The organism is Solitalea longa, from assembly GCF_002920915.1.
Lineage (GTDB): Bacteria > Bacteroidota > Bacteroidia > Sphingobacteriales > Sphingobacteriaceae > Solitalea > Solitalea longa.
Window position 1 is genome coordinate 74,714 of the sequence record NZ_PQVF01000008.1, and the last position, 15,057, is coordinate 89,770.

Below are 15,057 nucleotides of genomic sequence, written 5' to 3' on the forward strand. Positions count from 1 at the left end.
ACGGCACACTATTGTATTATTAAAATAGGATAATTTATACATTTGTATCAGAATTATAATAGAAACAAAAATGGTCAACCTGGAATGGTATCGGACTTTTAAAGCCATCTTTCAGCAAGGCACCCTTACCGGCGCTGCCGAAACGCTGTTTGTCTCTCAGCCTGGCGTAAGCCTTCATTTAAGTTCGTTAGAAAACTACGTAGGTTACAAGCTTTTTGAGCGATCAGGGCGAAAAATGATACCCACCGAACGAGGCAAGATACTATACAATGCTATTGCCGAAAGTCTCGAAACGCTTGAAGAAGCGGAGAAAAATTTCCAGCGCAGCACCGAGAAGCATACGCCAACCATTAGCATCGGTATGTGTTTTGAAACCTTCCAGATCACGCTTGAACAATACATCGCTACGCTTCCATTTAATGTAATTATCCGCTTTGGCGATTACCACCAAATGCTTGAAAATCTTGATAAGGGTATTTTGGACCTGATCATTACGCCTCAAAAAGGCGGGTCGGCCAATATTGAACTGCAGGCATTTTCTTCAGAAACGATTGTTTTGGTGGGTGGAAAAGACCTTGACCTTGAAGATTTTAAAAAATCAGTAAAGAAGAAAAACTATGCAGATGCTGAGCAATGGCTGAAACAGCAAAAGTGGTACGGAACTACCGGAGATATGGAACATTTGTTCCGCTTTTGGCAACTTAATTTTGGACATACACCCGACTTTCGGCCCAATTTTATTGTTCCTAATCTCAGCTCCATTGTACGCTGCCTGGGAAGCGGAAAAGGGTTGGCTGTAGTTCCCGACTTTTTATGTAGCAAAGAGATCGAAAATGGTCAGATAGCACTGATTTGGAAAGGTCATCAACCACTTAAAAACACCCTTTATTTTGGATGCCGAAAAAATTCCTCTTATTCCAAAGAAATTGAATTGATTAAAGGTTTGTTTAAAAAAGTGATGGTTTGAAGAATCGTTGAAGAAAATAATTGTTAATGAAACAGTCCCATGCTCGCGCGCGTTTGCAACGCGTGCGAAATTCTGCATTGAGATTTTAACTCGATTCTAATCTTCTTATTATTGATTTTGTACTTATAAGACATCAATAATAAGAAGTTGATTGGCCAAAGTACAATTTATACATTAAGACAATAAAGATCGCTCCGTCCTCTTAGCTCGTGCGAGTTTGCAACGCGTGCGAGCTGGAGTGCCAAAACTCGAATAAAACTAAATCGTTTCAAAACTACTCTTATTAACAATATCCTTACATAATTAACACAACTATCTACCATAACAATTTTATATTTTTGCTTCGCTCAATTTCAGGCTATATTCCGCTGAAGTTCGGAACAACATTTATAAACAATCCTTCATGAAAAAAATAACTCCTTTTATCGCCTCTTGCGTAATGCTGGCATTGGTTTCTTGTGGCAGTCAAAAGAAAAAAGATCAGGAACAGGAAAAAAATCTGTTTTCGGAAAGCATGGCACTTCATGACGAAGTAATGCCTAAACAGGAAGAGCTTTTCTCATTAAAAAATAAGATCAATACATTAGGTACCAAAATGGATAGCTTGAAAAAAGCAAACCCTGCTCTTGATACCACTCAATTAAGAGCCCATATTAACGGTATTTCAGCCAAAATTGATACAGCAAGTAATCATATGTCTGATTGGATGCATGATTTCACAAGCGATTTGGATGAGAAATTTCAAAATAAGTCGCATAAAGAAATAATGACCTATTTGAAAAATGGAAAAGAAGATATTGAAAAAGTGAAACAGGAGTTCAATCAGTCTATTTCAGAAGCAAAACAACTTTTAAATGACCAAAAAATTAAATAATCTGCTTGCTTTGGCGAGTCTTGCAATTTTACTTTTTACCATTGCCTGCAACAATACAAGTTCTGAGCAATTGCCCATTTTAGGCAGACGAGAACCTGTTTCAAAAATTGTTAATGGAAAGGAAGTGGTTGATACCGTTTATCAAACTATTCAATCATTTCGCTTCGTAAATCAGGATAGCCAATGGGTGAGCAACGATACATTTAAAGACAAGATCTATGTAGCCGATTTTTTCTTCACCTCCTGCCCTACAATTTGCCCCATTATGAAGAAAAACATGCTGGTGGTATATAATAAGTTTAAAGGCAACCCGCATTTTGGCATTATTTCACACAGCATCGACCCTCGTCATGATTCGGTAACCGTACTGAAAAAATTTGCGCATAAAATCGGCGTTGATGATACTCAATGGAATTTTGTGACCGGTAACAGGGATACTATTTATGCCTTAGCAGAACATAGCTATTTAACTACCGCCAAGGAAGATAACGCTGCTCCGGGAGGAATTGTACATCAAGGTGCGTTTATTTTAATTGATAAAAATCGCCACATCCGCGGCGTTTATGATGGCACCAATCCGGAGGCTGTAGATAAAATGATGATCGATATCGACAATCTTTTAAACGAAGGTCAGAAAAAATAAAAGGTCTTTTAAATTTAAACAGCTAATGAAGAAAATAACACTCATCGTATTGCTCATTTCAACGATCATTGGCGGAATGGCGGCTTGTTCCAATCCCAAAGAGATCAAAGAAAAGCAGTACTATGCAGAAGGATTATACCTCTATCAAAAGTATTGTCAGAATTGCCACATGGATAATGGCAAGGGTTTAGGCGAATTGATCCCACCTTTGGCCACTTCTGACTACTTAAAAAATAACACAACTGAACTGGCATGCATGATTAAGCATGGAAAAAAAGGTAAAATTGTTGTTAATGGTAAAGAGTACGATGGAATAATGCCGGGTTATACCAGCCTGAGTACGATAGAGATAGCTGAAATTATTACGTTTATTACCAATACCTGGGGCAACCATCATCCAGCTTACACCATAAATCAGGTGGAAGAAGACCTGAAAAAGTGCCCTTAATTTATAATTTTGCAATGCAAACTGGTCTGTCGCTAGTTCCTAACGGAAAGAGAGGAAAGTCCGGGCAACATAGAGCATCCTGCTTCCTAACGGGAAGGACTTATTTTGATCAATGATCAGGATGAGGACAGAAAGTGCCACAGAGAAGATACCGCCCTGTGTCCGTTTAACTGATACGGGGTAAGGGTGAAAACGTGAGGTAAGAGCTCACGGCTTTGTCGGGCGACCGGCATCGCGGTAAACCTCAGGAGTTGAAAGACCAAATAAATCCCGATCCAGGAATTGCTCGTTCCTTAATGCCGTAAGGCCTTTGTCGGGAAGGGTAGGTTGCTAGAGCCAATTGGCAACGATTGGCCCAGATAAATGACAGATAACCCCGAAATGCATTTCGGGAGAAACAGAACCCGGCTTACACGTTTGCATTTTTTATATAAACCCCACAATTATTATTTTGAATAGTTGTGGGGTTTTATATATTTACGAAATGGCAAAATTACTAATCGTTGACGATGAGCGCAGTATACGTAATACCTTGCGCGAAATTCTTGAGTATGAGAATTACGAAGTTGATGATACCGATAACGGTGCATCTGCCCTTGAATTAATTGCCAAAAACAGCTATGACCTGGTTCTGTGTGACATCAAGATGAACAAAATGGACGGGTTGGAAGTGCTAACACGCTCTCAACAAACAAATCCGGATTTACCATTCATCATGATCTCAGGCCATGGAACTGTAGAAACAGCTGTAGAAGCAAGCAGAAAAGGGGCCTTCGATTTTATCTCTAAACCACCTGATCTTAACAGGTTATTAATCACAGTTCGAAATGCGCTGGATCGTGGTGCACTGGCAACAGAAACCAGGGTTTTAAAGAAAAAAGTATCCAAAACCCGTGAAATTCTTGGTCATTCGCCAGCAATCCAAAAAATTAAGGAAACCATCGACCGGGTTGCTCCTACTGATGCACGCGTTTTAGTAACCGGGCCCAATGGTAGCGGTAAGGAATTGGTAGCCCGTTGGATTCACGAAAAAAGCAATCGTTCATCAAGCTCAATTATTGAAGTTAATTGTGCGGCAATTCCATCAGAATTAATAGAAAGTGAATTATTTGGCCATGAAAAAGGCTCCTTCACTTCGGCAATTAAACAACGGATCGGAAAATTTGAATCAGCCCACGGTGGAACACTTTTCCTGGATGAAATTGGCGACATGAGTCTTTCGGCACAAGCCAAAGTTTTAAGAGCCCTGCAGGAAAACAAGATCACCCGAGTTGGCGGTGAACGTGAAATTGAAGTGGATGTACGCGTAATTGCAGCAACCAACAAAGATCTTTTGAAAGAAATTGACAAAGGTAATTTCCGTCTCGATCTTTACCACCGCTTAAGCGTAATTATTGTCAATGTACCTCCGTTAAAAGAGCGCAAGAGTGATATTGCTTTAATAGCAGAGAATTTTCTTGAAGAAATTTGCATTGATTATGGAATGCCTGGAAAACAACTGACTAAAGAGGCACTTAAAGCTCTTGAAAATTTGGAGTGGTCGGGAAATATCAGGGAATTACACAATATGATTGAGCGATTGATCATTATGAGCGATAAAGTGATCACGGATAAAGAAGTGCAACTTTTTTCTCATTCGCCGCAATCTTCGACAACGAAAGAAAAAGGATTTGATTTTGAAAACTTTACCAAGTTTCAGGAGTTCAAAGATCATATTGAAAAACAGTTTATCAAGCATAAACTCGAAAAGAATAATTGGAACGTTTCAAAAACAGCTGATGAGATAGATATACAACGAAGTCACTTGTATAGTAAAATAGAAAAGTTCGGTTTAAAACGAGAGGAAATTGGTATAAACTAAAGATGAACTTTTAATTAACCCATTTTAAAAAAGCAGGAAGTGATTCCTGCTTTTTTGATTTATTAAAAATTAATTGATTTGTTATTTTTATTGTCAAATCAATAATTTTAACTATTATATATTAACAAATTATAAAACTAGTTAAAAATTCATTTTTACCTGTCTTTTTTTTCACCTTTAATAATATATTAAAAGAATTGATTAAAATATTTTAAAAAATTAACTATATTTTATGAAAATTAATAATGCAATATGAGCAAACATTGAAAATTTCACTAAGTTTTAGTTAAAAGAAAAAAACATTCATATTTCTTAAATTTCTCTTCTGAAATGCTTTTCTCCAACAGTTATTAATAAAATAATTTTGCCCTGATTAATGGCATATACATTGTGTCTCATTGCTCTACTAAAAGTTATCAGTTGTTAACTTTTATCTGAATTTTTGAATGAGTTCGCATTGGAACAACCTAATCCTTTAAAACTTTAGTATTATGTGTGGAATTATCGCTTATGTTGGACATCAACAAGCATTACCTATTTTAATTAACGGCCTTAAACGTTTAGAATACCGTGGTTACGACAGTGCCGGTATTGCTGTAATGAATCCTGATCTGACAATCTATAAGAAAAAGGGGAAAGTTATTAATCTTGAAGAGCATGCTTTAAACAATAAAATAGATAGTACGATTGGTATGGGACATACACGCTGGGCCACACATGGCGAACCTTGCGACCGTAACTCCCACCCTCACCTGTCTGATAAAAAAGACCTTGCTATTATTCATAATGGTATTATTGAAAACTATGCGACGTTAAAACAAGAACTCCAAAGCAAGGGTCATTTTTTTGAGAGCGATACTGATAGCGAAGTATTAATTCATTTTATTGAAGACATACAAGAAAATTTAAACTGTTCTCTTGAAGATGCAGTAAGAATTGCCTTAACACGGGTAACTGGTGCTTATGCAATTGTTGTTATGTCACAAAAAAATCCTGACTTGCTTATTGCAGCACGTAAAAGTTCACCTTTAATAGTTGGTGTTGGAAAAGATGAGTTTTTCCTGGCTTCAGATGCAACTCCAATTATCGAATACACCAAGCAGGTGGTTTATTTAAAAGATTACGAAGTTGCCGTTATAAAAAATGGAAAATTAACGATCACTGATCTTCAAAATAATATTCACGATACCTATATCAAAGAATTGGATATAGAACTTGCAGCTATTGAAAAAGGAAACTTTGAGCATTATATGCTGAAAGAGATCTTTGAACAGCCGAAAACAATTTTAGATTGTATGCGCGGTCGTTTATTAGCTGAAGAAGGTAAAGTACGATTGGGCGGTTTACGTGAGTATATTGATCAATTATGCAATGCGAAGCGCATTATTATTATTGCGTGTGGAACTTCATTAAATGCCGGCATGGTGGCCAGGTATTTATTTCAGGAAATTTGCCGAATTCCGGTGGAAGTTGAATTTGCATCTGAATTTAGATACGGTAGTCCTGTGATAAGAGACGGCGATGTAGTAGTTGCCATCTCTCAATCGGGTGAAACAGCTGATACCCTGGTAGCCATTGAAAAAGCCAAAGAAATGGGTGCCATTATTTTGGGTATCTGTAACGTAGTTGGATCCTCAATTCCTCGCGCTTCACATGCAGGTGTTTACACTCACGCCGGAGCAGAAATTGGCGTTGCGAGTACAAAAGCTTTTACTGCCCAGCTTACTGTCTTATACCTGATCGCTTTACAGGTTGCCAAAGAAAAAGGCACGCTTGATAATGAAAAGTACAGATCACTTTTAAATGAGCTTGATCAGATCCCTTCAAAAGTTCAAACCATATTAGACAATTCTTATTTAACTCAATCGCTGGCAAGCCTTTATCTCGATGCCACAAGCATGATCTATTTAGGCCGTGGCTATAATTTCCCGATTGCTCTGGAAGGCGCGTTGAAAATTAAGGAGATCTCTTACATACATGCCGAAGGTTATCCGGCTGCGGAGATGAAACACGGCCCAATTGCTTTAATTGATGAAGAAATGCCGGTATTGTTCATTGCTCCAAAAGATCACACTTACGAAAAAGTTGTTTCCAATATTCAGGAAGTAAAAGCTCGTAAAGGCAAAGTAATTGCGATTGTAACCGAAGGTGATGTGGTAATCAAATCACTTGCCGACCATGTTTTTGAAATTCCGGAAACTGATGAGATCTTAACACCGTTATTAACGGTAATCCCATTACAACTATTCGCTTATTATACAGGAGTATTAAGAGGCTGCAATGTTGATCAACCACGGAATCTTGCAAAATCAGTAACAGTAGAATAAAAAAACGCTCTCTCTCTATGGCTTTAATTAAAAGAGATTCCATGCTTCAGCTTGGACACAATTTCATTTCAGGTGCCCAAATTCCTGATGGAAAAGACGAATACTATATTCGTTTTCAACAATCAGGAACGAAAAAGTATCGTCAGCTGCGCCGTGATGAAATTCAGTTGTTACAAGCTAACAATAACCTTTCTGATGAATGGACAAACATTTGGGTAACCGATAAGTTCAATCCAAGTTATGTACGCAACTGTAACTTTTACGGCTTAATCCGTATTGGCGATCTGGAAGAGTACTTTCTTGAATACCATGATATGCGTTACCCGGTTGGTTTATACAACTCCACTATCGTTTCCTGCGATTTAGGAAATAACGTTTCCCTTAATAATGTAAACTATGTTTCGCATTATATTATTGGCAACGAAAGTATTCTCTTTAATGTAAACGAATTGCAAGTTTCCAACCATTCAAAATTTGGTAATGGAATTATAAAAGAAGGAGAAGACGAATCGATTCGTATTTGGCTGGAAGTATGCAATGAAAATGGCGGTCGCAAAATTTTACCGTTCGACGGCATGCTTACAAGTGATGCATTCTTATGGTCAAAATATCGTGATGATGAAGAATTGATGCAAAAGTTCATCGAACTTACACAACATCAGTTTCCATTAGTCCGAGGCTATTATGGAACCATTGGAGAGCAATGTGTGATCAAAAATTGCCAGATCATAAAAGATGTAAAAGTTGGCGATGGAGCTTATATCAAAGGGGCTAATAAATTAAAGAACCTTACTATTAACAGTAATTTCGAAAGCTGCACTCAAATCGGTGAAGGAGTAGAATTAGTTAATGGTATTATTGGTTATGGTTGTAAAATATTTTATGGAGTAAAAGCTGTACGTTTTTCATTAGGAAACAACTCATCATTGAAATACGGGGCCCGTTTGATCAATTCAATCCTGGGTGAAAACTCTACTATTTCTTGTTGTGAGGTTTTAAATTGCCTGATCTATCCTGGACATGAGCAGCATCACAACAATTCGTTCTTAATTGCTGCCACTGTTTTAGGACAAAGTAATATTGCTGCTGGTGCAACAATTGGATCGAACCATAACTCAAGAGCAAACGACGGAGAGATTGTGGCCGGACGTGGATTTTGGCCGGGGTTATGTGTAAGCCTAAAGCATAACAGCAAATTTGCTTCCTTTACCTTACTTGCCAAAGGATCCTACCCTGCTGAGCTAAATATCATTCTTCCATTTTCATTAGTTTCGGTTAATGAACGTGATCATGTTCTTCAAATTATTCCTGCATACTGGTGGATGTACAATATGTACGCCTTGGCCCGCAATTCATGGAAATATTTGGCCAGGGATGCACGGATAGTAAAATACCAGGAATTTGAGTTTGATTACCTTGCACCTGATACCATAGAAGAGATCTTTAACGCAATGGAACAGCTCGAAATTTGGACCGGAGCTGACCAGACCCGTAAGAAAGAGCTAAATGGATTGGCTGGTAAACCCTTGAAAGAGATCGGACGTTCGGTTATTACAAACCATAGTAAGAAACTGAATCAGATTGAGATTTTAGGTGGAATTATTGAAGCCAACAGTCGCAAATCTATCATCTTAAAACCTGGGGAAGCCTATGATTCATATCGCGAAATGATCCATTATTTTGCAATAAAAACACTTATCCAATACGCCAGAACTCATAAGCTTTCAACTTTACAACAAATTACCGCGCGTCTTGGCGAAACCAAACGTTGTAAATGGATCAATCTTGGAGGTCAGTTAGTGGCGGAGCATGATTTGGTAGAATTAAAGAACAAGATCAAGGATGGGTCTTTAAGCAGCTGGAATAAGATCCATGACCATTACAATTATCTTCAACGGTTTTATGAGCAGCGTAAGGCTGAATATGCATTCGCAGCGTTGAAAGAACTGCATCAGGTACAATCGCTTTATGAAATTGAAAATTTGTGGAATAATTGGTTAGACTGGGCCATTGAAATTGCGGCTAAAGTAAAAGACCGGACCTTTGATTCTCGCAATAAAGATTATATAAGTGAGTTCCGAAAACTTCCATATGACAACGATAAAGAAATGGAAATGGTAGTAGGAAGTATTAACGATAATGAATTTATTAAAACGGTTCAGAACAATTATTTGAAATTTTTAGAACAGGTAGCCCAATATAAAATTGCGGTAAACGCTCTTTAACAAGAGATTAAATATTGAACAGGCTGCGGAAATATGCGTTAAAAGCGTATTTTTGCAGCCTGTTGATTTTTGTGCTTCGATATAACTAATTGAAAACCAGACAAATCAACTTAAACTTAAATAATTTTTGAGTGAAGAACATTCGTAACTTCTGCATTATTGCCCATATTGATCATGGTAAAAGTACCCTGGCTGATCGTTTATTAGAATACACCAAAACCATCAGTGCGCGCGATGCTCAGGCACAGTTGCTCGATAATATGGATCTGGAAAGAGAACGTGGAATTACTATTAAAAGCCATGCAATTCAAATGGAATATAAAGTGGCTGGAGAAAATTATATCTTCAATTTGATTGATACTCCCGGCCACGTAGATTTTTCGTATGAAGTTTCTCGCTCAATTGCAGCTTGTGAAGGTGCATTATTAATTGTTGATGCCTCGCAAGGAATTCAAGCACAAACAATCTCAAATCTTTATTTAGCATTAGAACATGATCTTCATATTATTCCTATTTTGAATAAGATGGATCTTCCTGGCGCCATGCCTGAGGAGGTTAAGGATCAGATTGTTGACTTAATTGGTTGTGATCGTGACGAAATTATTCCTGCTTCAGGTAAAACCGGATTAGGTGTCGATAAAATTATTGAAGCGATCGTTGAGCGTATTCCTGCCCCTGTTGGTGAGCCTGATGGCCCACTTCAGGCTTTGATCTTCGATTCAGTTTTTAACTCATTCCGTGGTATCATCGCTTATTTTAAAGTACTTAACGGCGAAATTCGTAAAAACGATAAAGTAAAATTTGTTGCTACCGGGAAAGAATATATTGCCGACGAGGTTGGTACCTTAAAACTAAACCAAGAACCAAAGAGCGTTATTAAAACCGGAGATGTGGGTTATATCATTTCGGGTATTAAAGAAGCTCGTGAAGTGAAAGTTGGTGATACGATTACCAAAGTAGACAACCCGGGTGAAGCAATTATTGGTTTTGAAGAGGTTAAACCAATGGTATTTGCCGGAATTTACCCTGTTGATACCGAGGATTTTGAAGAGCTCCGCGAAGCAATGCATAAGCTTCAGTTAAATGATGCATCTATTGTTTTCGAACCGGAATCTTCAGCAGCACTTGGATTTGGTTTCCGATGTGGTTTCTTAGGAATGCTGCACATGGAGATTATCCAGGAACGTTTAGAACGAGAATTCGGAATGACCGTAATCACTACCGTTCCCAACGTATCTTATAAAGCCTACATGACAAAAGGGAAAGAAGAAATTATTGTAAATAACCCTTCTGACCTGCCCGATCCGAGTAAGCTTGACCTGATTGAAGAGCCTTATATCAAAGCCAATATTATTACCAAAGCCGACTTTGTTGGGCCTGTTTTATCGCTTTGTATTCAAAAGCGAGGAACAATTGTAAATCAGTCATATTTAACTTCTGACCGTGTTGAATTGGTGTTTGAGATGCCAATGGGTGAAATTGTATTTGATTTCTATGATAAATTGAAAACAATTTCCAAAGGTTATGCATCGTTCGATTATCATCAAATTGGTTATCGTCAGTCTGATTTAGTAAGAATGGACATTCGACTTAACGGTGATCCGGTTGATGCGTTATCGTCATTAATTCACCGAAGCAATGCATATAACTTTGGTAAAAAGATTTGCGAAAAGTTAAAAGAGTTATTACCTCGTCAACAGTTCGAAATTGCTATTCAGGCTTCAATTGGTGCAAAAGTAATTGCCCGTGAAACGGTGAAAGCGATGCGTAAAGACGTAACCGCTAAATGTTACGGTGGTGATATTTCGCGTAAACGTAAACTGTTAGAGAAACAAAAAGAAGGTAAGAAACGTATGCGCCAAGTTGGTTCGGTAGAAATTCCACAATCGGCGTTTATGGCCGTACTTAAATTAGATTAATAATATTTAGAGTTATGGGTTACGGATTTCGAGTTTAAACTTAGAGTTCGTAACCCGAAACCCTCAATTCGTAATACAAGAAATGCAATTACTAGACGGAAAATTAGTTTCTGAAAAACTAAAAAATGATATAGCTGCCGAAGCGGCTGATTTTACCGAAAAAACCGGTCGCCAACCTCATTTAGTGGCCGTTTTAGTTGGCAACGATGGAGCCAGCGAAACTTATGTTGCCAGCAAAATGAAGAACTGTGAAAAGGTTGGTTTTAAATCAACTCTAGTTCGATACGATGCTACTATTTCAGAAGCTGAATTACTAAAGAAAATTGATGAGTTGAACAACGACCAGGGTGTTGATGGTTTCATTGTTCAATTACCATTACCTAAACATATCGATGCTGAGAAGGTTACAGAAGCCATTGATCACCGCAAAGACGTTGACGGCTTCCACCCAATTAACCTTGGACGCATGCAGCGTAACTTGCCAGCCTTTATTCCGGCAACGCCTTACGGAATCTTATTAATGCTTCAGGAATACGGAATTGATACAACAGGTAAGTACTGTGTGGTAATTGGTCGTAGTAACATTGTAGGTTCTCCGATGAGTATTTTAATGGCACGTAATACTACACCAGGTAATTGTACCGTGACCATGGTTCATAGTAAAACTCCTGATATTACAGAATACACCAAAAAAGCAGATATTTTAATTGCTGCAATTGGTAAAGCTGAATTCGTTACGGCAGATATGGTGAAAGACGGAGCAATTGTAATTGACGTAGGGATCAACCGTGTTGAATCAAGTGAAACCAAATCAGGTTTTAAATTAAAAGGTGACGTTAAATTTGACGAAGTAGCACCAAAATCTTCTTTTATTACTCCTGTTCCCGGAGGTGTTGGATTAATGACAATAGTAAGTTTATTGAAAAACACCTTAGCTGCGGCAAAAAAAGAGATCTATCAATAAGAATTGATCCATATGATAAACTGGAAAGCTGTGTTGTTGATAACTTCACAGCTTTTCTGCTTTAAACCTATTATAATCGATCATCTGATTGTAATATCCCTACCGATCTTATAGAGAGATAGCTTCCGTATGGCTAAACATTCTTATCTTTGCGGCTCAAAAAAATTAAGGCATGTCGGTACAGGTACCAGAAGATGGAACATTATTACCCTTGATGGAGGAATTTTACACCATACAGGGAGAAGGATTTAACACCGGAAAAGCGGCATATTTTATACGCTTGGGGGGATGTGATGTGGGTTGCCATTGGTGCGATGTAAAGGAATCATGGGATGCTGAACTTCACCCTTTAACTAAAGCCGATGTAATTGTGGACCATGCCTCTCAATACCCTTCAAAAGCAGTAGTTGTTACCGGCGGTGAGCCTTTAATTTACAATCTCGAATACCTGACCAAAGAACTTCAGAATAAAGGAATAAAAACTTTTATAGAAACTTCTGGAGCCTATCCTCTTTCTGGAAGCTGGGATTGGGTTTGTTTGTCTCCTAAAAAATTCAAGGCTCCCCGCCCGGATATTTTGCCATTAGCAGACGAACTAAAAGTCATTGTTTTTAATAAGTCAGATTTTGAATGGGCTGAACAGCATGCCGCAAATGTTTCTGCTAATTGTAAGCTTTATTTACAACCCGAATGGAGTAAGGCCAAAGAAATGATCCCATTAATTGTTGAATATGTAATGAACAATCCGAAATGGGAAATTTCACTGCAAACCCATAAATATTTGAATATTCCTTAGTTTCATAGGAGTAGTTCACTTTACTATTTTAACTACCTATTAAAAGCTTTAATTTTGATTTAAGTTATAAAGTTTTATCTTGTAACAACTTATTGACAAATGAAGCTTGAGAAACATAAGTTGAAGCTATTTATAGCCTTATTCTTGTGCTTGATTCAATTTATTGTAAAAGCGCAGGTTAAGTACTCAACCCAATCAAAACAAGCCATTAAGTTTTACGAACAGTCAGATACCTATCTTAATTCAAAAAACTATAATGGAGCCATCGAAGTTTTAAACAAGGCCATAGCAGAGGATAAATCATTTATCGATGCGTATCAACGCTTAGGTGATATCTATCGAATTTTAAAAATCAATGAAAAAGCCCGCGAAAATTACCTCCAGGTTATAACGATCTTCCCTGATTTTGCAAAACAGAACTACTATTTTTTAGGCGAGATTGAGCTTAAAAATGGGAATTATTCTGATGCTAAAAAATTCCTCGAAAAATTCATGATGTATGCTGATAAGCCTCAGCAGTTTATTCCAATGGCCAAAAAGCACCTTGCTGATAGCAAGTTTGCAATTGACGCTAAAAAACACCCGGTACCATTTACACCAAAAAACCTTGGAAATGCCATTAATACCGATGCCGACGAGTACCTTCCAAGCTTAACCGCCGACGGAAAACAAATGATTTTTACCCGAAAGGAACATAACAACGAAGATTTTTATACCAGCCAATTTATTAATGATCAATGGACCCCAGCAGTAAAGCTGAGCGGAAATATTAATACACCTTATCTGAATGAAGGCGCTCAAAGTTTATCATCAGACGGTCAATATCTTTTATTAACCATCTGCAATGCTCCTGGTGGATTTGGGCGATGCGACCTCTATTATTCGCGTTTAGAAGGAAGTGAATGGGCTGCTCCGGTGAATATTGGTGCACCGGTGAATTCAGGTGCCTGGGAATCTCAACCTTGCCTGGCCTCTGATGGACGAACACTCTATTTTGCCAGCGACCGTAAAGGAGGACAAGGGAAAATTGATATTTGGAAATCCTATTTACAGGACGATGGTACATGGACAGAACCGGAGAATCTCGGCCCAAATATTAATACACCCTATGATGAACAGTCTCCCTTTATTCACCCGGATAACGAGACGTTGTATTTTAGTTCTAATGGTTGGCCGGGAATGGGCAATAGTGATATCTACATTGCAAGAAAAAATGAAGATGGTTCATGGTCACAGGCCGAAAACGTAGGTTATCCAATAAATACGAATATGGACGATTTCTGCCTTGTAGTTACCGGAAATGGCAATAAAGGATATTTTTCAACAAATAACACAGCAGGAAAAGCGGGGCATGACCTTTATTCATTCGATATTCCTCAGGAACTAAAACCTAAGAACTTGACATTTATAAAAGGTTTTGTATTTGATGAAACTACAAAAGAAAATTTAGATGCGTTAGTAGAGGTTCAGAACCTTAAAACAGGAAAAACTGTTTACCGATCTGTATCTAACTCGGAGTCAGGACAGTTTTACGCCAGCTTGCCGCACGGGAACCAATATGCAATGAATGTTTCGCGAGAGGGTTATTTATTTTATTCTGGATATTTCTCAACACTTGAAGCAAATAATACAAATGTTATTTGCCTTAAGGCCCCTTTGAAAGAAATTGCCGTAGGTGAAAAAATTGTATTAAAAAACATCTTTTTTGAAACAAACTCCTACAAATTAAGTTCTGAATCAATGATTGAACTGCAAAAAGTAATAGCTTTTATGAAAAGTAACCCGAAAATTGCAATAGAAATTTCAGGTTATACAGATAATGTGGGTGAGGATCAGTCGAATCAGGTATTATCAGAAAACAGGGCTAAAGTAGTATATGGATATTTACTGCGATCTATCCCAAATCCTAAGCGGTTTACTTATAAAGGGTTTGGAGAAAGCCAGCCGATAGATACAAATGAAACGCCGCAAGGCAAAGCAAATAACCGAAGAACTGAATTAAAAATTACGAGTATTTAAAATTTAACCTCTTT

11 protein-coding genes and 1 other RNA gene are annotated in these 15,057 nt (G+C 37.8%); all 12 read left to right on the forward strand.

Going from position 1 to position 15,057, the window contains the following annotated elements; genetic code table 11:
• The first annotated feature begins 70 nt into the window (after positions 1–70).
• On the forward strand, positions 71–967 hold the full coding sequence (locus C3K47_RS12335) for a LysR family transcriptional regulator (protein ID WP_103789449.1): 897 nt from the start codon (positions 71–73) through the stop codon (positions 965–967).
• Positions 968–1,370: 403 nt separating this feature from the next.
• Entirely contained in the window at positions 1,371–1,841 is a 471-nt protein-coding gene (locus C3K47_RS12340; RefSeq protein WP_103789450.1) for a hypothetical protein, read from the forward strand.
• A complete protein-coding gene (locus C3K47_RS12345; protein WP_103789451.1) occupies positions 1,822–2,484 on the forward strand; it encodes an SCO family protein in 663 nt (220 codons plus the stop codon). The genes C3K47_RS12340 and C3K47_RS12345 overlap by 20 nt, the downstream gene beginning before the upstream one ends.
• 25 nt (positions 2,485–2,509) lie before the next feature.
• The gene (locus tag C3K47_RS12350) at positions 2,510–2,932 is read left to right on the forward strand and encodes a c-type cytochrome (RefSeq protein WP_103789452.1); all 423 of its coding nucleotides are present in this window, start codon (positions 2,510–2,512) and stop codon (positions 2,930–2,932) included.
• 13 nt (positions 2,933–2,945) lie between these two features.
• Positions 2,946–3,360: RNase P RNA component class A (gene rnpB, locus C3K47_RS12355), an RNA gene on the forward strand.
• A 56-nt stretch (positions 3,361–3,416) separates the two neighbouring features.
• Complete coding sequence (locus tag C3K47_RS12360; RefSeq protein WP_103789453.1) at positions 3,417–4,793, forward strand: sigma-54-dependent transcriptional regulator; 1,377 nt, start codon at positions 3,417–3,419, stop codon at positions 4,791–4,793.
• A 491-nt stretch (positions 4,794–5,284) separates the two neighbouring features.
• Positions 5,285–7,120, forward strand: coding sequence for a glutamine--fructose-6-phosphate transaminase (isomerizing) (gene glmS / locus C3K47_RS12365; protein WP_103789454.1), 1,836 nt, complete (start codon positions 5,285–5,287; stop codon positions 7,118–7,120).
• A 17-nt stretch (positions 7,121–7,137) separates the two neighbouring features.
• Positions 7,138–9,345, forward strand: a complete 2,208-nt coding sequence (locus C3K47_RS12370) for a DUF4954 family protein (protein WP_103789455.1) — start codon at positions 7,138–7,140, stop codon at positions 9,343–9,345.
• 131 nt (positions 9,346–9,476) lie between these two features.
• Complete coding sequence (gene lepA, locus C3K47_RS12375; RefSeq protein ID WP_103789456.1) at positions 9,477–11,264, forward strand: translation elongation factor 4; 1,788 nt, start codon at positions 9,477–9,479, stop codon at positions 11,262–11,264.
• An 82-nt stretch (positions 11,265–11,346) separates the two neighbouring features.
• A complete protein-coding gene (locus C3K47_RS12380) occupies positions 11,347–12,228 on the forward strand; it encodes a bifunctional 5,10-methylenetetrahydrofolate dehydrogenase/5,10-methenyltetrahydrofolate cyclohydrolase (protein WP_103789457.1) in 882 nt (293 codons plus the stop codon).
• Between the two features lie 172 nt (positions 12,229–12,400).
• Positions 12,401–13,024 carry a 7-carboxy-7-deazaguanine synthase QueE gene (locus tag C3K47_RS12385; RefSeq protein ID WP_103789458.1) on the forward strand — a complete coding sequence of 208 codons (624 nt, stop codon included), beginning with the start codon at positions 12,401–12,403 and terminating at the stop codon, positions 13,022–13,024.
• A 99-nt stretch (positions 13,025–13,123) separates the two neighbouring features.
• The gene (locus C3K47_RS12390) at positions 13,124–15,043 is read left to right on the forward strand and encodes an OmpA family protein (RefSeq protein ID WP_103789459.1); all 1,920 of its coding nucleotides are present in this window, start codon (positions 13,124–13,126) and stop codon (positions 15,041–15,043) included.
• Positions 15,044–15,057 lie beyond the last annotated feature (14 nt).